We start from the raw sequence: 17,770 nt of genomic DNA on the forward strand, positions 1-17,770 counted from the left end.
CCAGTCGATCTCACCGGCCGCGTGCAGGCGCTCCAACAGGACCTGATGCAGCCGCGCCCACACGCCGGCTGCCTGCCAGTCGCGCAGACGCCGCCAGCAACTCATGCCGCTCCCGCAGCCCATCTCGGCCGGTAGCATCTCCCAGGGTAGGCCGGAGCGCAGCACGAACAGGATGCCGGTCAGCGCCGCCCGATTGTCGATCGGAGGCCGTCCGCCCTTCGGGCGCGGCCGAGGCGGCGGCAGGAGCGGGGCAATCTCCGTCCAGAGATCGTCGGGAAGCAGAGCGCGAGCCATGCCCCACCAACGCACCATCCACCGCTTCGTGCCGTTCTGTTAGGCGCTCTTAGCTCTTCGAGATGCCGGTCCCGCCCATGGCCTGGACGAGGTCGTCCACCGAGCGGGTCGAGATGCCCTGGATGTAAGCCTCTTGGATCACGGCCGTGAGCGCCTTCTCGGCCATGCGCCGAGGTTCCAGAAAACCTGGGAAGTATGAGCCCTTGCGCAACTTGGGGAGGTGCAGCTCGACCGTGCCGGCCTGCCTCTGCCAGTCTCGATCACCACACAAGGGGATTGAACATCTAGCGCGGCCGGTCGAGGAGCCCCGAGACCACGCGGGCGGTGTAGTCGACCATCGGGACGATGCGGGCATAGTTCAGCCGGGTCGGTCCGATGACGCCGACGACGCCGACGATCTTCTGGGTGCTGTCGCGGAAGGGCGCGGCGATCATGGAGGAGCCCGAGAGCGAGAAGAGCTTGTTCTCGGAGCCGATGAAGATGCGCACGCCATCGCCCTGCTCGGCGCGGGCCAGGAGCTCGATCACGTCCTTCTGGGTCTCGAGGTCGTTGAACAGCAGGCGGATGCGCTCGAGATCCTCGGCCGCCCGCAGGTCGTCGAGCAGGTTGGCCTGACCCCGGACGATCAGCTGGCGCGCCTCCGACGGGCCGACCGTGGTGGCGAGGCCGGCATCGACCAGCCGCTCGGTGATGGCGTCGAGTTCGCGCTTCATCGCCTTGCGACCGGCCTCGATATCGGCCCGCAGCGCGTCGAGCGTGCGTCCGCGCAGCCGCGCATTGAGGAAGTTCGAGGCTTCCTGGAGCGCCCCCGCGGGCAGGCCCGGCGGCAGGTCGAGCAGGCGGTTCTCCACCGTGCCGTCGGTCGAGACCAGCACCACCAACGCCCGGTCGGCATCGAGGCGGACGAACTCGACATGCTTGAGGCCGGCATCGACCTTGGTGGTCAGCACCACGCCCGCGCCGCGGGAAATGCCCGAGAGCAGGGACGAGGCCTCGGCCAGAGCCGAATCGAAGGTGTGGCGCGAGGCCGCCGCCTGCATCTGCGCCTCGATGCGGGCCTTCTCCTCCCGATCGACGTCGCCGATCTCCATCATGGCATCGACGAAGAACCGCAGGCCCATCTCGGTCGGCAGACGGCCCGCGGAGGTGTGGGGCGCGAAGATCAGGCCTGAATGCTCCAGATCCGCCATAACGTTGCGGATCGAGGCCGGCGACAGGCTCATCGGCAGGATGCGGGCGAGGTTGCGCGAGCCGAGCGGCTCGCCGGTGGTGACGTAGCTCTCGACGATCTGCCGGAAGATCTCGCGGGCGCGCTCGTTGAGGGCGGAAAGCGCCTGGGGCTGGTGACGCACGGTGTTGAACGGGATGTCGGACACGGTGAACTCGACTGGGCGGGTGATTGTGGGCGCAAGGCCGCTCGCGATCAATCCTCCCGGTGCCGGTCGAAAGCGCGCGACAGGATCGACGATCCGTCAACGATCTCGGCAGGTCGAGGGATCGTTCTTCCCCCGCTCACGGTTAGCGCAGGACCGAACGCCTCCCGGCGCGCGGATCGACACCATAAAATTCCCCAGGAAGTGGAGAACGCCCGTGAAGCTCGGCGCCTCAAAGACCCTTCTCAAGGCCGCAGCCGTCGCGATCGCCCTGTCGGGCTTCGGCCTGACCGCCGCGCCGCACCAGGCGGAAGCCGCTCCGATCACCGTGCCGGCCGAGGCCACGGCAGCCGCCGCCACCGAGGCCACCCCGGTCGCCTACGGCTATGGCCACCGTCACGGCATGCGCCATCACCGGCACATGCACCGCCACCACATGCGCCATCACCGCCGCCACATGATGCGCCGGCATATGATGCGTCACCACATGATGCGCCATCACCGCCACTACCGCTAAGGTCTTTTCGGAGTCGCGCTTCCCTTTTGGGAAGCGCCTTCCGGGGCTGTCATCCTTCGGGCTGGCGGCCCTTGTCATGTCCGGACCGGAGTTGCCGCGCGGGGCCGCAGCGCCTAAGAGCGCCCACTTCCGAATTCTGATCCTGGAGAACCCTGCGGATGCGGCCGTCCAAGCGCGCGCCCGACGAGTTGCGTGCCGTCTCGCTGGAGCGGGCGGTCGCCCGCTACGCCGAGGGCTCCTGCCTCGTCAGCTTCGGCAACACCCGCGTGCTCTGCACCGCCACCCTCGAAGAGCGCGGGCCGCCGTGGCTGCGCGGCTCGGGCAAGGGCTGGGTCACGGCCGAATACGCGATGCTGCCCCGCGCCACCCACGAGCGCACCCGCCGCGAGGTCAATTCGGGCAAGCCGTCCGGCCGCACGCAGGAGATCCAGCGGCTGATCGGCCGCTCGCTCCGCGCCGTCACCAACCTTCCCGCGCTCGGCGAGCGCCAGATCACCATCGATTGCGACGTGATCCAGGCCGATGGCGGCACCCGCACCGCCTCGATCACCGGCGCCTGGGTCGCGCTCCACGATTGCCTCGCCTGGATGCGATCCCGTTCGATCATCTCGGTCGATCCCCTGAAGGATCACGTCGCGGCGGTCTCCTGCGGGATCTACAAGGGCCAGCCCGTGCTCGACCTCGACTATGCCGAGGATTCGGCCGCCGAAACCGATGCGAACTTCGTCCTCACGGGCAAGGGCGGCATCGTCGAGGTGCAGGGCACGGCCGAGGGCGAGCCGTTCTCGGAGGCGCAGTTCATCGAACTGCTGGGGCTGGCCAAGGCCGGCATCGCGCAACTGGTCGAGTTGCAAAGGAAGGTGATCGCATGAGCGACCATCGCATCCTCACCGGCAAGGTCGTCATCGCGACCCACAATGCCGGCAAGCTCGTGGAGATGCGCGAACTCCTCGCGCCCTTCGGCGTCGAGGCGGTCTCGGCCGGCGAACTCGGGCTGGCCGAGCCCGACGAGACCGGCACGATGTTCTCGGAGAACGCGGCGATCAAGGCGATTGCCGCGGCGGAAGCCTCGGGGCTTCCGGCCTTCGCCGACGATTCCGGCCTCTGCGTCGATGCGCTGGACGGCGCGCCGGGGCTTTTTTCCGCCCGCTGGGCCGGTCCGGACAAGGATTTTTCCGGCGCCATGGCCCGGATCGAGGCGGAACTGGACAAGCGCGGCGCCACCGACCGGCGCGCCCACTTCGTCTCCGCCCTCGTGCTGGCCTGGCCCGACGGCCATACCGAATTGTTCGAGGGCCGCGTCTTCGGCGACCTCGTGGCGCCCCGCGGCACCCTCGGCTTCGGCTACGACCCGATGTTCCGCCCCGAGGGCATGGACCGCACCTTCGGCGAGATTTCTTCGGAAGAGAAGCACGGCGTCGATTGGCAGAGCGGCAACGCCCTGTCGCACCGGGCCCGGGCCTTCGTGACGCTGGCCGACGCCTGCCTGCGCCGGCCGGGATAGTTTTTGTGAGGGGGCGAAGAGAGCCTACATCACGCTCAAAGCCGCTCCTTCCCCACTCCCCTCATCTTAAGGTGCTGCGCAGCAGCCCCGAAGGAGCCGGAACGGGTGGGCGCCCCTCGACCAGCAAAAGAATGCGCCCCGTGACACCGCCCGACCATCCGACCCGCGACGCGGGCTTCGGAATCTACCTGCACTGGCCGTTCTGCGCGGCGAAGTGCCCGTATTGCGACTTCAACAGCCATGTCCGCCACGGCGGCGTCGACCAGCCGCGCTTCCTCGCAGCGTTCCGCCGGGAGATCGCCCATGCCGCCGCCTCGGCGCCGGGGCGCACCGTCACCAGCATCTTCCTCGGCGGCGGCACGCCCTCGCTGATGGCGCCCGAGACGGTGGCGGGCCTGCTCGACGCGGTGGCGGGCGCCTGGTGCATCGCCCCCGACGCGGAGGTGACGCTGGAGGCCAACCCCACCAGCGTCGAGGCGACCCGCTTCCGCGGCTACCGGGCGGCGGGGGTGAACCGCGTCTCGCTCGGCGTGCAGGCGTTGAACGATGCCGACCTCAAGCGGCTCGGGCGGCTGCATTCGGTGGACGAGGCGCTCGCCGCCGTGCGGGTCGCGGCCGAACATTTCGAGCGCTTCTCGTTCGATCTGATCTACGCCCGGCCGGAGCAGACGCCGCAGGCCTGGGCGCAGGAACTGCGCGAGGCCATCGCGCATGCCGCCGAGCATCTCTCGCTCTACCAGCTCACCATCGAGCCCGGCACGCCGTTCTTCGGCCTCGCCCAGGCCGGCCGCCTCGTGCCGCCGGACGACGACGTGTCGCGCGCGCTCTACGACGTGACGCAGGAGATCTGCGCGGCCCACGGCCTGCCGGCCTACGAGATCTCGAACCACGCCCGCACGGGTGCGGAATCGCGCCACAACCAGCTCTATTGGCGCTACGGCGAATATGCCGGCATCGGCCCCGGTGCCCATGGCCGCCTCGTCCTGCCCGAGGGGCGCACCGGCACGTTGACCGAGAAGGCCCCGGAGGCCTGGCTCGCCCGCGTCGAGCGCGACGGCCACGGCATCGTCGAAACCGAGAGCCTGTCGGCCGAGGACCAGGGCGACGAGTTCCTGATGATGGGCCTGCGGCTCGCCGAGGGAATCGACCCCGCCCGCTACGCCGCCCTGAAGGGCCGCCCGCTCGATGCCGGGCGCCTCGCCGCGCTGGTCTCGGACGGGCTGGTGGCCCAGCGCGAGACGGGACGCATCGCGGTGACGCCGCGGGGCGCGCCGGTGCTGAACGCGGTGGTGGCGGAACTGGCGGCGTAAGGCGTTAAATCCCCGACGGCCCCAGCACCTTCGGCGCCGGGCTCACCACCGCCGCCGCGTTGCCCCGGATCTCGTAGACCGCGAGCGTGCGCTCGCTGAGCCCGTCCGGCCGGAAGCGGAAGGTGCCCTCCAACCCCGAAAATCCCGCCGGGCTCGTGAGCGTCGCGTCGGCGAAGCGCTGGGTGCCGTATTGGCGCACCAGCGCCGCCGTGAGCGAGACGGCGTCGTAGCCGAGCGAGGCGGCGCGCGGCGGCGTCGCGCCGAACCGGGCCTGATAGCGCTGGGCGAAGCCCGAAAAACCCGCGGTGTCGGGCGCGGCGAACCAGCCGCCCTGGAAGGCGGGTTGCGACAACACCCGCGGGTCGTTCCAGAGCGCCAGCCCCATCGGGCGGACCCGTCCGGGCGAAAAACCGGCCTTCGTCAGGGCGGGAGCGACCGTCGAAAGCCCGTCCGGCGTGTCGGGCACGAACAGGGCGTCGGCAGGCGCGCTCGCGCCCGTCACGATACTGCGCAGGCGTTCCACCGCCGGGCCGGGATTGCCGGCCGGATAGCGCTCGATGGCGACGAGGCGGGCGCCGCGCCGGGCCACCGCCTCGCGGAACTGCGCCTCGACGGCGTTGCCGTAGGTCGTCTCGGGGATGAGCGCCGCGAAGGAGCGCCGCCCGGAGGCGGTGGCTTCCTCGACGATGCGGTCCACCTCCGATTGCGGCAGGAAGCTGATGAGGTAGACGCCCCGCGCCGCCACCCCGGCATCGGTCGAGAACGCCACCACGGGCTTGCCCGCGCCCCGGGCGATCCCCCCCGCCGCCTGGACGCTGGCGGCGAAGAGCGGCCCGAGCACGATCTCGGCGCCCTCGTTCAGCGCAGCTTGGGCCGCCTCGCGGGCCCCCTCGGGGGTGCCGTGGTCGTCTTTCACGAGGATCGACAGGTCGGGCTTCTGAAAGTCGTCATAGGCGAGTTCGGCGGCGTTGCGCAGCGCCGCGCCCACCGCCGCGCCCTGTCCGGTCAGCGGCACGATCAGCGCGACCTTGACCGAACCGGTGCCGATCCGCTGGCCCGACGCGGGGGCCGGTGCCGCCTCGGCGACCGGCGGCGGGGCGGAACGCGTGTCCGGCCGCGGCCCGTCGGGCCCGCCGACGCAGGCCGAGAGCGCGAGCGCCGCGCCGCACAGCATCGCCAACCGACCGCCCAACCACGCCATCGTCGAGCCTCCCCGCCCGCAACTCCCGATCACGATGGGCAAGCCCCGTAAAAAGTAAATGCGGGGCAGGCCTTCTCCACGGTCCGCAAACAGGCCTCGGCGTGCCATTGTCGCGCCGATGACACAGCGCAGCGACTCGAATGCCCGCCGAGAGGGGCCGGCCACCTTCACCGCCTTCGGCCTCGCGGCGGAAGCCGAGCGGCCGTCGCCCGGCCTCTACGTGGTGGCGACGCCCATCGGTAACCTGCGCGACGTCTCGTTCCGCGCGCTGGCGACGCTCGCCGCCGCCGACGCGGTGCTGGCCGAGGACACCCGCGTCACCCGCACGCTCCTGATGCATTACGGCATCACCACGCCGCTCCTGTCCTATCACGAGCATTCGAACGAGGCCGTGCGCGAACGGATGGTGCTGCGGCTGAAGGCCGGCGAGACCCTGGCTCTGGTCTCGGATGCCGGCACGCCGCTGGTGTCGGACCCCGGCTTCAAGCTGGTCCAGGCGGCGATCGCGGCCGGCATCCCGGTGACGCCGATCCCCGGCCCCTCGGCGGTGATGACCGCCATCGTGGCCGCCGGCCTGCCGACCGACCGGTTCTTCTTCGAAGGCTTCCTGCCGCAGAAATCGGGCGCGCGCCGCAACCGGCTGGAGGCGCTGGCGCCGATCCCCGGTACCCTCGTGGTGTTCGAATCCCCCCACCGCCTGCCCGAAATGCTGGCGGACGCCGCCGACGTGCTCGGCCCCGAGCGCCCGGCCGCCGTCGCCCGCGAGCTGACCAAGCTCTACGAAACGATCCGCCGCGACAGCCTCGGCGGGCTCGCCCGCCTCTACGCCGAGGAGGGGCCGCCCAAGGGCGAGGTCGTGGTGGTGATCGGCGCCGAGCCCGAGGACGCCAAGGCCCGCGAGACCGATGCCGGGCTCGACGCACGGATCGAGGCGGCGCTCGCCCGCCACTCGATCAAGGACGCGGCGGCACTCGTCGCCGACGAGACCGGCCAGCCCAAGCGCGCCGTCTACGCCCGCGCCCTTGCCCTCGCCCGCAAGAGCGATGACGAGCCCGCCTGACCGCGCGCAGGCGCGCCGCCGCGCCACCCATGGCCGCGGCCTCTCGGCCGAGACCTTCGCGCTACTGGCGCTCATGCTGAAGGGATACCGCCCGCTCGCCCGGCGCTATGCGGCGGCGGGCGGCGAGATCGACCTGATCGTTCGGCGCGGGCGCACGATCGCCTTCGTCGAGGTGAAGGCGCGGGCGAGCCTCGATGCGGCGGCCGGCGCCATCGACGCGCGCAAGCGGACCCGGATGTCCCGCGCGGCGCGGGTCTGGCTCGCGCGAAAGAACTTGCCGCCGGACGTGACCCTGCGGGCCGATGCGGTGTTCGTGGCACCGCGACGCTGGCCGCGGCACCTCCCGAATGCGTTCGAGTTGGAGGGGTTTTGAGGAATGCCGTGTCAGGCCGGCAGGCGCAGCCGCGCCAACAGGCCGCCGAGGTCGGAGCGCTCCAGGCTCAAGGCGCCGCCGTAGAGTTCGGCGAGTTCCAACGTGATCGGTAGGCCGAAGCCGTCGCCGGGGACGGTCTCGTCGAGGCGGCGACCGCGTTGCAGAACATGGGCGGCCTGCTCCGGCGTCAGGCCGGGGCCGTCGTCTTCGACCCGCAGTTCGATCAGCCCGCCGTCCCGCGCGGCCCGGATGCGCACGCGCGAGGCAGCCCAGCGGCAGGCATTGTCGATCAGGTTGCCTAGCATCTCGTCGAGGTCCTGCGCGTCGCAGGCCACGCTCGTGCCCGGTGCCACCTCGGTCGCGATGGCGACGCCGCGCTCGGCGTGCAGCCGGGACAAGGCGGCGGCGAGGTCGCTTGTGTGCGCGGAAAGATCGGTCCGCGTTCGGATCGAGCCGCCGAGCGCGGCGGCCCGCGCCCGGCGCAGGTGATGGCGCACCTGACGGTCCATCGCGGCGACCAGCGGGGCGAGGCCCGGTTCGGCCCCCCGCTCGGCCGCCATGGCGAGGGTGGCGAGCGGCGTCTTGAGGCCGTGGGCGAGGTTGGCGACGTGCGCGCGGGCGCGTTCGAGGTTGGCCGCGTTCTGGTCGAGCAGCAGGTTGAGTTCGGTGACGACGGGCCGGATTTCCTGCGGCTGCTCGGCGGGCACGCGCTCGCTTGCGCCGGCACGCACGGCGGCGAGGTCGTCGCGCAGGGCCCGCAGCGGGCGAAGGCCGAGCCGGACTTGCACCGTGATGCCGGCGATCAGGCAGATTCCGAGAAGTCCCAGCGCCAGCGCCAGCGTCTTGCCGGCCTCGCGCAAGGGCCCGTGGAGGGCAGCGGCCGGCGCGGCGGCCACGAGCACGATGTCGGGGCCGTCGCGGGGGCCGGGCAGGCGCAGGACCCGCAGGATCAACCCCTCGCCCCGCGGCCCGGTGCCGTCCGCCGGGACGGGGCGGCCGTCTTCGGGCTCGGGCACCTGCGGCAGCGCGAGATCGGCCGCGCCGAGGGACGGCGAGCGCAGGACGGCATCGCCGGCGCGGACCTGCCAGTACCAGCCGGACCGCGCCCGGTCGAAGGGCGGGCCGTCATGCGGCGCCGCTAGAATCGGCCCGCTCGGCCCCGGTTTCAGATCGGAGGACATCGCAAGGAGCTCACCGTCGAGGCGGGCGTCGATCTGGCCGCGGGCGAAGCGGTACAGCACGAGGCCGATGGCGAGCCCCGCCACCACCAGCGCCAGGGTGACGAAGACCAGCGCCCCGAGGAACAGGCGCCGCTGGAGCGATCCGCCGGGCCGCCGCGCGCTCACGCCTCGTCCCCCGCCTGCAGGCGCCAGCCATGGCCGCGCACGCTCTCGATCCGGGCCGGGGCGATCTTGCGGCGTAAGCGCGTGATGATGACCTCGACCGAGTTCGAATCGACCTCGGCGTCGCCGTCGTAGACCCGCTCGATCAGCTGGTCGCGGGGCACCACCGCATCCTTGCGCAGGATCAGGCAGGACAGGACCCGCCATTCGAGGCCGGTGAGGCGCAAGGGCAGCCCGTCGCGCTCGAAGCTGCCGAGCCCGGCATCGTAGACGAGCGGCCCGCAGGCGATCCGCGTCGCGCCGTTGGCGCTCGCCCGCCGCACCAGGGCGCGCAGGCGGATCACCAGCTCCTCGGTCCGAAACGGCTTGACGAGGTAGTCGTCGGCGCCTGCCTTGAAGCCCGCGACCTTGTCGCTCCAGCCGTCGCGGGCCGTGAGGATCAGCACCGGCAGGGTCAGCCCCGCCGCCCGCCAGTCGCGCAGCACCGTGACGCCGTCCACGATCGGCAGGCCGAGATCGAGCACCACGGCATCGTAGCGTTCGGTCTCGCCGAGATGGCGCGCATCCTCGCCGTTCACCGCGTGATCGACGGCGAAATGCTCGGCCCGCAGTGCCCGCAGCAGCTCGGCGGCCAGCGCGGCCTCGTCCTCGGCGAGCAGAAGCTTCATCGGTCGGGCGTCTCGCGCGGGCGGTGTCCAAGGGGCGGCGCGCTGTAGGCGCCGACCTTTAACGGAAACTGAACCGGCGGGTTCAGGCCGGATTTCGGGCGAGCCCCTAAACGATGCCCATCCCGGCGGACGAAAGCCCCACCGGAGCTTTGGAAGTTCACGAAGGACACGACCGATGACCGACCAATCGTCTAATGCCCTGCTCGACAACGCATCGAGCGAGCCCGCTCCGGCCGAGCCTCCGCGCCGTCCGGGCGCCCGCCGCGGCCTCGTCGTCGGCGCGCTCGCCCTGCCGCTGGCGCTCGGCGCCGCCGGTCTGTCCTTCGCCCAGAAGGGCGAGGTCGCGACCACGCCGCTGGAGCCGGTGGCGATCTCCGCACTCGCCCCGTCCGGCGCCGTGGCCGCCAGGGGCGAGGTCGCCGAGATCTTCGGCAACAAGTTCATCCTGCAGGACGCGACCGGCCGGACGCTGGTCGAGACCGGGCGCCAGGGCGAGGGCGGCGACCTGGTGCGCAAGGGCGAGACCGTGACGGTGAGCGGCCGGTTCGAGAAGGGTTTTCTGCACGCCGCCGCCCTGGTGCGGGCCGACGGCACGACGACGCGCCTGAAGCCCGCGGGCGGGCCGCCCCCCGGTGGCATCGACTGGATGAAGGACAAGCTCGGCCTCGGCCCCGAGATCGACCTTCCGGGCCTCAGGGCCAAGGTGGAGGCCGCGGGCTACACCGATATCCGCATCGCCAGGCGCGGGCCGAAGCATCTCGATGTCGCCGCCAAGGGTGGGGACGGGCGCGAGCGGATGCTCCATGTCGGCTTCGACGGCGAAATCCGCGAGAAGCGGGTGTTCTGATTCGTCCCGGCGACGGGCCCGCGGTTTGCTCGATCGTCGGGCAAACCGCATCGCATCCGATCAGGCGGCATCCGGCGCAGGCAGGTCTCGGTGTTCGAGGCGTCGGAAACGCCGTGAAGCTTCCCCCGGCCGTCCCCGCGGGCTACACGCGTCGTCGGTTCCACAACCGACGACGCGAAGGGCCCGCGATGTTTCCCAAGCCGCTGCCGAAGCTCGACCCCAACACCTTCGCCTTCGAGCAGCTGCCGCTGGTCAAGCCGACCGGTTTTCGCGAATACGACGCCCGCTGGTTGTTCCCGCAGGAAATCAACCTGATGGGGGTGCAGGCGCTCGGGCTCGGCATCGGCACCCTGGTGCACGAACTCGGCGTCAGGCCCGAGATCGTCACCGGGCACGATTTCCGCTCCTACTCCTCCTCGATCAAGCTCGCGCTCATCGCCGGGATGCAGGCCGCGGGTCTGCGGGTGAAGGATATCGGGCTCGCGCTCTCGCCGATGGCCTATTTCGGCCAGTTCGCCCTCGATTGCCCCTGCGTGGCCATGGTCACCGCCTCGCACAACGACAACGGCTGGACCGGCGTGAAGATGGGCGCCAACCGCCCGATGACCTTCGGCCCCGAGGAAATGACTCGGCTCAAGGAGATCGTCACCGGCGGCACCTACCAGTACCGCGACGGCGGCTCCTACGAGTTTGTCGAGGGCTTCGCCGAGACCTACCTCAAGGATCTCGTCGCACGGGCCAAGCCTGTGACCCGCAAGCTCAAGGTGGTCGCCGCCTGCGGCAACGGCACGGCCGGCGCCTTCGCCCCCGAACTGCTGAAGCGGCTGGGCGTCGAGGTGATCCCGCTCGATGTCGAGCCCGACTACACCTTCCCGCGCTACAACCCGAACCCCGAGGACATGGAGATGCTCCATGCCATCGCGCATGCCGTGAAGGAGCACGGCGCCGATGTCGGCCTCGGCTTCGACGGCGACGGCGACCGCTGCGGCGTGGTCGACAACGAGGGCGAGGAGATCTTCGCCGACAAGATCGGCGTGATGCTCGCCCGCGACCTGTCGAAGCTCCATCCCGGCGCGACCTTCGTGGTCGACGTGAAGTCGACCGGCCTCTACGCCGCCGACCCGGAATTGCAGTCTCGCGCGGTCAAGACCGATTACTGGAAGACCGGTCACTCCTACATCAAGCGCCGCGTCAACGAACTCGGGGCGCTCGCCGGCTTCGAAAAGTCCGGGCACTTCTTCTTCAACGAGCCGGTCGGCCGCGGCTACGACGACGGCCTGCTGACCGCGATCGCCGTGATCGAGATGCTCGACCGCAACCCCGAGAAGTCGATGGCCGACCTCTACCGGGCCCTGCCGAAGACTTGGGGCTCGCCGACCATGTCGCCCCACTGCGCCGACGAGGTGAAGTACGGCGTGGTCGAGGCGGTGACCGAGCGGTTCCGGGCGATGCAGGCCACGGCCGAGCCGGTGGCGGGCCAGCCGATCACGAGCCTCGTGACGGTCAACGGCGTGCGGATCACCACCGAGGACGGCACCTGGGGACTGGTGCGGGCCTCCTCGAACAAGCCGGAACTCGTGGTGGTGGTGGAAAGCCCCGTTTCGGAGGCGCGGCTGCACGAGATGTTCAAGGCCGTTGACGGCGTGCTCCGGGAGCACCCGGAGGTCGGGGCGTACAACCAGACGATCTGAGGCGTTCGCCGGGCCATCGCTTCGGGCGGTGGCCGTCTGCCGACGAACCGCTTCTGTGAAGCGCTCTCATTCCGGCTTCGCTTCGCGCCCCGGAATGAAGAGGGGGGAGACGGAAACTTACTTGCCCGTCGCCATCGACCGGCGCTGCTCGGCTTGGGCGCTGGTATCGGCAAAGTACTTCTGCGCGTCGCCGAGCTGGACCGAGGGCTGGCAGTTCGGCGTGCAGGAATAGGATTCGCGGTCGAGGCCGCGCTGCACGGTGATGATCGAGGCCTGCGGCGCCTGCACGCTGATGGTCGATTCCGCGAGCATCGTGCCCTTGTTGTCGAGCGCGATCAGGTTGGTGCTGCCGAAGCTCTTGCCCGTGAGCACCACGACGCCGTTCCGCTGAAGGGTGATGTCGGCGATCAGCGGATTGCCGACGATCACCGTCGCGGTCTTCTCCGGCAGCCGGATCACCTTGGCGTTGTCGACCGAGACCGAGACGACGCTCTGCGGCATCGGCTCGTTGGCGACGGCCACCCCCGTCAGAACGAGCTGCGCCGCGCCGGCGGCAAGAAGCGCGGCAAAGGCGGCGGCAAAGGCGGCGGAACGTACGAGGCGCGGGCGGGGCATGGGCTGTCGGTCCGGTCCGATGGGCCGGCGGGTGACCGCCGGGCGCGTGCCGCCCGGTCGGGTCCCTGTGGAATCCGTCCGGCGTCTTGCGAGCGGCAGAACAACAGGAAAGTGGTGAAGGAACCGCTAATTCCTGCAAGCAACGGTTCGCGAGAATCGTCCGAGTCACTGCGCAGTCGAAGCAACCGACCGTTAACTCAGCTCCCGAACTCCCCTCGCAGTCCGGCCTTCGACGGTCCATTTAACCCAAACGCAACGCGTCGGCGCTAACTCTAGCCCCGTCGCCGATCGAAGCCTGAACAGACTTTCGACCGTCGCTCAGGATGAACGTTCAAGTGGAGATCACCATGAAAGCAATCGCCAAGCGCTTCGCCGCCGACGAATCCGGCGCCACCGCCATCGAGTACGGCCTCGTCGCCGCCATGATGGGTATCGCCGTCGTCACCATCTTCACCGCCTTCCGCGGCAAGCTGTCGGAAGCCTTCGACACCATGGGCGACGCCCTCAAGACCCAGGCCTCCAACATCAAGTAAGGCCGCGGCGGCATCGGCCGCCGCACCGATCGCGATGGGACAGGGCTGCCGTCCGGCTCACGTCCGCCCTCCGTATCCCGCAGGCAGGTCCATTGCCTGTGCCTTGCCCCCTTGACCGACGGCCGTCCCGCTTCCGGGAGCCGCCTTCCGAAGCAGGAGATACCCTCATGAACCTCGCCAAGCGCTTCGTTGCCGACGAGTCCGGCGCCACCGCCATCGAATACGGCCTCGTGGCCGCCATGATGGGCATCGCCGTCGTCACCATCTTCACCGCCTTCCGCGGCAAGCTGACGGAAGCGTTCGACACGATGGGCGACGCCCTCAAGACCCAGGCCTCCAACATCAAGTAAGGCGACCGCACCGGCCGCCGCCCCGAGGGGCGGCTCGGACACGGAAGGTCTCGGGCATTCCCTCGGGCAGGGCCGCCGGACGCGGGCCGCTCGCGGGAATGCCCTTTTTTCGTAGAGCCGCGGCCCGAGAACCGAGAAACTCGTCTCGGATCCGGGATCCGGAACGAAAACCCTGCGGCCCGGACGGGCCCCGAACCGTGGACGGGAGCGACCCCTTGTCGATGAGCGCGGCCCATCTCCTCCTCTGCGTCGTGTTCCCCTTCCTCATGGCCTACGCCGCCGCGAGCGACCTCCTCACCATGCGTATCTCGAACCGGGTGACCGGCTTGGTGGTCGCGGGCTTCGCCCTCTACGCCCCGGCTTCCGGCATGGGCTTCGAGGAGATCGGCTTGCATCTGGCCGCCGGGGCGCTGACGCTGGTCGTCACCTTCGCGATGTTCGCCCGCGGCTGGGTCGGCGGTGGGGATGCCAAGCTCGCGGCCGCCACCGCACTCTGGCTCGGCTTCGGCAGTCTGATCGAGTACGTCGTCGTCGCCTCGATCCTCGGTGGGCTGCTGACGCTGGCGATCCTGTACGCCCGCACCCTGCCGATGCCCGCGCTGACGGTCCGTCTGCCCTTCGCGGTCCGCCTCCACGACATGAAGACCGGCATCCCCTACGGCATCGCCCTGGCGGCGGCCGCCCTCATCGTCATGCCGAGCGCCGTCGGGTGGGAGCGCCTCGCCCTGATGTGAAAAGCGCCGCGGGTGCCGGGCGCGGCTCCGACGGCGCGCCGAAGCGTTCGTCCGTCGAAAGCCTCGGCGGCACGGGTTTGACCGCCGCGACAGCCGCCACGAAGGCTTTGGTGACGGGCGGTTAACCTTAACTACACCAATCGCGGGCCACTATCGGAGCATGACGGCGGAGAGCCGTCGAACGGTTCCGCACCCGCCATGAAACCTGCCCGTCTCGCCGTACTGGCCGTCGCGATCGTCGCGGGCTGCGGCGCCGCACTGCTGATGAGCGGCGAAGAGAAGCCGCCCGCGCCCGTCGTCCGCGTCGAGCCCGCGCCGCAGATCCCGCTCGCCGAAGTGCTCGTGGCCGCCGCCGACCTGCCGATGGGCCAGACCCTCAAGGCCGAGGATCTGCGCTGGATGCCCTGGCCCGAGCAGGCCCTGTCGCCGACCTATGTCGAGCGCAAGGCCGCGCCGAAGGGCCTGGAGGATGCGGTCGGCTCGATCGTCCGCACGCCCTTCTCGGCCAGCGAGCCGATCCGCCCCGAGCGTCTGGTCAAGGCCGGCAGCGGCTTCATGTCGGCGATCCTGCCGCCGGGCATGCGCGCGGTGGCGATCACCATCGACAACCGCGGCTCCTCGGCGGCGGGCGGCTTCATCCTGCCCAACGACCGGGTCGACGTCATCAAGACGGCCCGTGACGAATCCGGCAATGGCAACGACCAGTTCGCCGAGACCCTGTTCACCGACATCCGCGTTCTGGCGGTCGGCCAGATCGTTCAGGAGAAGGGCGGTCAGAACGTCGTCACGGCGGACACCGCCACGCTGGCCCTGACGCCCTCCCAGGCCGAGGCCGTCACCCTGGCGCAGAAGGTCGGGCAGCTCTCGCTGGTGCTGCGCAGCGTTCAGGATGCGGGCCAGACCGCCACGGTGGCGGATGCCGAGCCCGAAGGAGCCATGACGGTGGTGCGCTTCGGCGTCGCCAAGCAGCAGCGCCGCTGAGGACGAGACCGATGTCCCTTGAGATTCGCAACCGGGCGCTGGCCCTCGCCCTCCTCGCCGGTTCCTGCCTCGCGGTTCCGGCCCCGGGCTCCGCGCAGGCCCTCTCCACCGGTTCGCCGGTGCTGACCATCGGTGCCGGCGAGTCCGGCTCCTCGCGCAAGGTCGAGCTGACCAAGGGCCGCTCGCTGATCATCGACCTGCCGCGCGACGCCAAGGAAGTGTTCGTGGCCAACCCCGCCGTCGCCAACGCGGTGGTGCGCTCCAGCCGCAAGCTGTTCCTGATCGGCATCGAGAACGGCGCGACCTCGATCTTCGTAATGGACGCCGACGGGCGCCAGATCGCGGCGCTCGACGTCACCATCGCCCGCGACATCAACGTGCTGAAGCAGTCGCTCCAGCAGAGCCTGCCCGCCGGCCGCTTCGACGTGAAGGCGGTGGGCGACTCGATCGTGCTCTCGGGCAGCGTCGGCTCGGCCTCCGAGGCGCAGCAGGCGGTCGACATCGCCAACGCCTTCGTCGGCATCGCGGGCGGCATCGGCGGCGTGCGCGGCGCGGTGATCAACAACCTGACCGTGCGCAACAAGGATCAGGTGATGCTGCGCGTCACCGTGGTCGAGGTCTCGCGCAACGTCATCAAGCAGTTCGGCATCAGCACCACCGGTAACTGGGCGGCGCTGAACCCGGTCGACGCGGCCGCGGCCGCGGGCCCTCGTTTCCTGAACAATGTGACGCCGTTCCCGCTCACGAGCACCTACGCGCCCGACGGGAACGCCTTGACAGCCTCGGTCAAAGCCGGCGGCTTCTCCCTGCAGGCGACGCTCAAGGCCTTCGAGCAGGCCGGCGTCTCGCGCATCCTCGCCGAACCGACGCTCACCGCCATCTCGGGCGAGGCCGCCAAGTTCACTGCGGGCGGCGAGATTCCGGTTCCAGGCACCTGCACGGCCAACTCACTCGGGACGGGCTGCCAGATCTCGATCACCTACAAGCCCTACGGCGTCAGCCTCGCCTTCACGCCGGTCGTGCTGGCGGAGAACCGGATCTCGATCCGGGTCGCGACCGACGTGACCGAACTCGACCGACAGAACAGCTTCACCTTCGCCTTCTCGGCCAGCGGGCGGACGACGGCGATCCCCGCCACCACCAAGCGTTCCTCTGAGACGACGGTCGAACTCGCCTCTGGCGCGACAATGATGACCGCGGGCCTGATTGAGCAGAAGAACCGCGCGGCGGTCACGGGCCTGCCCGGCCTGATGAACCTGCCGATCCTGGGTGCCCTGTTCCGCTCGCGCGACTACCAGCGCGACGAGACCGAGCTGATGATCATGGTCACCCCCTACATCGCCAAGCCGATGGAGGCGCGCCAGGTGCAGCGCCCCGACGACGGCTTCGTCGATGCGCCGGACGGCAAGGCGGTGCTGCTCGGACAGATCAACAGGCTCTACGGCACGGTCGGCGGCGGGCTCGGCCCGGCCTATCGCGGACGCGTCGGCTTCATCGCCGACTGAGCCCGAGACCGAGCGCAGGACCCCCGCAGCGGGGCCGGGCCGAAGGGTCCGGCCGGACCCGATGATCGCGGGCGCGACACGCGCCCCAGCAGGATCGAACGATCGATGCCCTCCTCCTTCCGCCTCCCCGTCCGCGCCCTGGCCCCCGTCTCCGTGCTGGTGCTGGCCGGCCTGCTCGGCGCCTGCCGGGCCGACCGCGTCGCCACCACCGGCTCGACCGCCCCGATCGACGTGCGCACCCGGCACCCGATCGTGCTGGCGGATGCCGACCGCACCCTCGACGTGTTCCCCACGGGCGTCGGCCATATCGATCCGCGCCAGGCCGCCGACATCGAGGCGTTCCTGCTCGAATACCGCCGCTACGGCCGCGGCCTCATCACCCTGGAACTGCCCCGCGGGGTCGCGCCCTCGCTCGCCGGCCCGGTCGAGCGCACCGGGGCGGCGATCCGCCGGCTGGGCGCCGAGATGGGCGTGCCGCCCGGCGGCTGGATCGTCGGCGGCTACCCGATCGCCAACCCGGCGCTGGCCTCGCCGGTCCGGCTCACCTTCCAACGGATGGAGGCGAAGGTGTCGAGCAAGTGCGGGCTCTGGCCGCGCGATCTCGGCACGAGCGACATCCGCTCCGACTGGTCCAACGAGCCGCAATGGAATCTCGGCTGCGCGACGCAGTCCAACATCGCCTCCCAGGTCGCCGATCCGGTCGATCTCGTGCGCGGGCGTCCCGAGGGCCGCATCGACACGGTGCGCCGCACCCGCGACATCGGCGAACTGCGCCAGGGCAAGGATCCGTCAACCCAGTGGCGGCAGGATGGGACGACGAGCGTCAAGGAGGCGGTCAAGAACTAGCGCAACCTCGTACTCGCTTCGCCGA

The 17,770-nt window shown here is 70.5% G+C and carries 20 protein-coding genes and 1 pseudogene; 14 read left to right on the top strand and 7 right to left on the bottom strand.

What is annotated here, in order from left to right; translation table 11 throughout:
* The 3 genes and pseudogenes from BM140_RS21805 to hrcA form a co-directional block, all read right to left on the bottom strand.
* A partial coding sequence (locus tag BM140_RS21805; RefSeq protein ID WP_131803795.1) for a transposase occupies positions 1-294 on the bottom strand: 294 nt, incomplete at its 3' end.
* A gap of 52 nt (positions 295-346) precedes the next feature.
* A pseudogene (locus BM140_RS21810) lies at positions 347-556 on the bottom strand (transposase); the annotation flags it as partial.
* A gap of 22 nt (positions 557-578) precedes the next feature.
* Positions 579-1,670: a heat-inducible transcriptional repressor HrcA gene (hrcA, locus tag BM140_RS21815; RefSeq protein WP_091951190.1), complete on the bottom strand. Its 1,092-nt coding sequence runs from the start codon at positions 1,668-1,670 to the stop codon at positions 579-581.
* Positions 1,671-1,884: 214 nt separating this feature from the next.
* On the opposite strand from hrcA, the gene BM140_RS21820 reads away from it, so the two are divergent.
* The 4 genes from BM140_RS21820 (at position 1,885) to hemW (ending at position 4,998) form a co-directional block, all read left to right on the top strand.
* On the top strand, positions 1,885-2,184 hold the full coding sequence (locus tag BM140_RS21820; RefSeq protein WP_091951078.1) for a hypothetical protein: 300 nt from the start codon (positions 1,885-1,887) through the stop codon (positions 2,182-2,184).
* Between the two features lie 158 nt (positions 2,185-2,342).
* On the top strand, positions 2,343-3,056 hold the full coding sequence (rph, locus tag BM140_RS21825; protein WP_091951080.1) for a ribonuclease PH: 714 nt from the start codon (positions 2,343-2,345) through the stop codon (positions 3,054-3,056).
* Positions 3,053-3,688: an RdgB/HAM1 family non-canonical purine NTP pyrophosphatase gene (gene rdgB, locus BM140_RS21830; protein WP_091951083.1), complete on the top strand. Its 636-nt coding sequence runs from the start codon at positions 3,053-3,055 to the stop codon at positions 3,686-3,688. Before rph ends, rdgB begins: the two co-directional genes overlap by 4 nt.
* Before the next feature lie 131 nt (positions 3,689-3,819).
* Positions 3,820-4,998, top strand: a complete 1,179-nt coding sequence (gene hemW / locus BM140_RS21835) for a radical SAM family heme chaperone HemW (RefSeq protein ID WP_091951085.1) — start codon at positions 3,820-3,822, stop codon at positions 4,996-4,998.
* Between the two features lie 4 nt (positions 4,999-5,002).
* Here the strand turns inward: hemW and BM140_RS21840 are convergent, their stop codons facing one another.
* A complete protein-coding gene (locus BM140_RS21840; protein ID WP_091951087.1) occupies positions 5,003-6,199 on the bottom strand; it encodes a penicillin-binding protein activator in 1,197 nt (398 codons plus the stop codon).
* 118 nt (positions 6,200-6,317) lie between these two features.
* Here BM140_RS21840 and rsmI point away from each other — a divergent pair, with 118 nt between their 5' ends.
* Positions 6,318-7,259, top strand: coding sequence for a 16S rRNA (cytidine(1402)-2'-O)-methyltransferase (gene rsmI, locus BM140_RS21845; protein WP_091951089.1), 942 nt, complete (start codon positions 6,318-6,320; stop codon positions 7,257-7,259).
* Positions 7,243-7,632, top strand: a complete 390-nt coding sequence (locus BM140_RS21850; protein WP_091951090.1) for a YraN family protein — start codon at positions 7,243-7,245, stop codon at positions 7,630-7,632. Before rsmI ends, BM140_RS21850 begins: the two co-directional genes overlap by 17 nt.
* An 11-nt stretch (positions 7,633-7,643) precedes the next feature.
* Here BM140_RS21850 and BM140_RS21855 read toward each other — a convergent pair whose 3' ends face one another.
* Complete coding sequence (locus tag BM140_RS21855) at positions 7,644-8,978, bottom strand: ATP-binding protein (RefSeq protein WP_091951093.1); 1,335 nt, start codon at positions 8,976-8,978, stop codon at positions 7,644-7,646.
* Entirely contained in the window at positions 8,975-9,643 is a 669-nt protein-coding gene (locus tag BM140_RS21860) for a response regulator transcription factor (protein WP_091951096.1), read from the bottom strand. The genes BM140_RS21855 and BM140_RS21860 overlap by 4 nt, the downstream gene beginning before the upstream one ends.
* A 175-nt stretch (positions 9,644-9,818) precedes the next feature.
* On the opposite strand from BM140_RS21860, the gene BM140_RS21865 reads away from it, so the two are divergent.
* Positions 9,819-10,490, top strand: coding sequence for a DNA-binding protein (locus BM140_RS21865; RefSeq protein ID WP_091951098.1), 672 nt, complete (start codon positions 9,819-9,821; stop codon positions 10,488-10,490).
* A 188-nt stretch (positions 10,491-10,678) separates the two neighbouring features.
* Complete coding sequence (locus BM140_RS21870) at positions 10,679-12,181, top strand: phosphomannomutase/phosphoglucomutase (RefSeq protein WP_091951100.1); 1,503 nt, start codon at positions 10,679-10,681, stop codon at positions 12,179-12,181.
* A 117-nt stretch (positions 12,182-12,298) separates the two neighbouring features.
* Here BM140_RS21870 and BM140_RS21875 read toward each other — a convergent pair whose 3' ends face one another.
* Positions 12,299-12,796 carry a pilus assembly protein N-terminal domain-containing protein gene (locus BM140_RS21875; protein WP_091951102.1) on the bottom strand — a complete coding sequence of 166 codons (498 nt, stop codon included), beginning with the start codon at positions 12,794-12,796 and terminating at the stop codon, positions 12,299-12,301.
* A gap of 347 nt (positions 12,797-13,143) precedes the next feature.
* Between BM140_RS21875 and BM140_RS21880 the strand changes: the two genes are divergently transcribed.
* The 6 genes from BM140_RS21880 to BM140_RS21905 all read left to right on the top strand — a co-directional run bounded on the left by BM140_RS21880 (position 13,144) and on the right by BM140_RS21905 (position 17,745).
* The gene (locus BM140_RS21880) at positions 13,144-13,329 is read left to right on the top strand and encodes a Flp family type IVb pilin (RefSeq protein WP_091951192.1); all 186 of its coding nucleotides are present in this window, start codon (positions 13,144-13,146) and stop codon (positions 13,327-13,329) included.
* A gap of 167 nt (positions 13,330-13,496) precedes the next feature.
* A complete protein-coding gene (locus BM140_RS21885) occupies positions 13,497-13,679 on the top strand; it encodes a Flp family type IVb pilin (protein ID WP_091951104.1) in 183 nt (60 codons plus the stop codon).
* Between the two features lie 221 nt (positions 13,680-13,900).
* Positions 13,901-14,413 (top strand): A24 family peptidase, encoded by a 513-nt coding sequence (locus BM140_RS21890; protein WP_091951106.1) that lies wholly within the window; start codon positions 13,901-13,903, stop codon positions 14,411-14,413.
* Between the two features lie 198 nt (positions 14,414-14,611).
* Entirely contained in the window at positions 14,612-15,394 is a 783-nt protein-coding gene (gene cpaB / locus BM140_RS21895) for a Flp pilus assembly protein CpaB (RefSeq protein ID WP_091951108.1), read from the top strand.
* Between the two features lie 11 nt (positions 15,395-15,405).
* Positions 15,406-16,899, top strand: a complete 1,494-nt coding sequence (locus BM140_RS21900; RefSeq protein ID WP_091951110.1) for a type II and III secretion system protein family protein — start codon at positions 15,406-15,408, stop codon at positions 16,897-16,899.
* 105 nt (positions 16,900-17,004) lie between these two features.
* Complete coding sequence (locus BM140_RS21905) at positions 17,005-17,745, top strand: CpaD family pilus assembly protein (RefSeq protein ID WP_091951112.1); 741 nt, start codon at positions 17,005-17,007, stop codon at positions 17,743-17,745.
* The last annotated feature ends 25 nt before the right edge of the window (positions 17,746-17,770 follow it).

Origin of the sequence: Methylorubrum salsuginis (genome assembly GCF_900114375.1) — a bacterium.
Classification (GTDB): domain Bacteria; phylum Pseudomonadota; class Alphaproteobacteria; order Rhizobiales; family Beijerinckiaceae; genus Methylobacterium; species Methylobacterium salsuginis.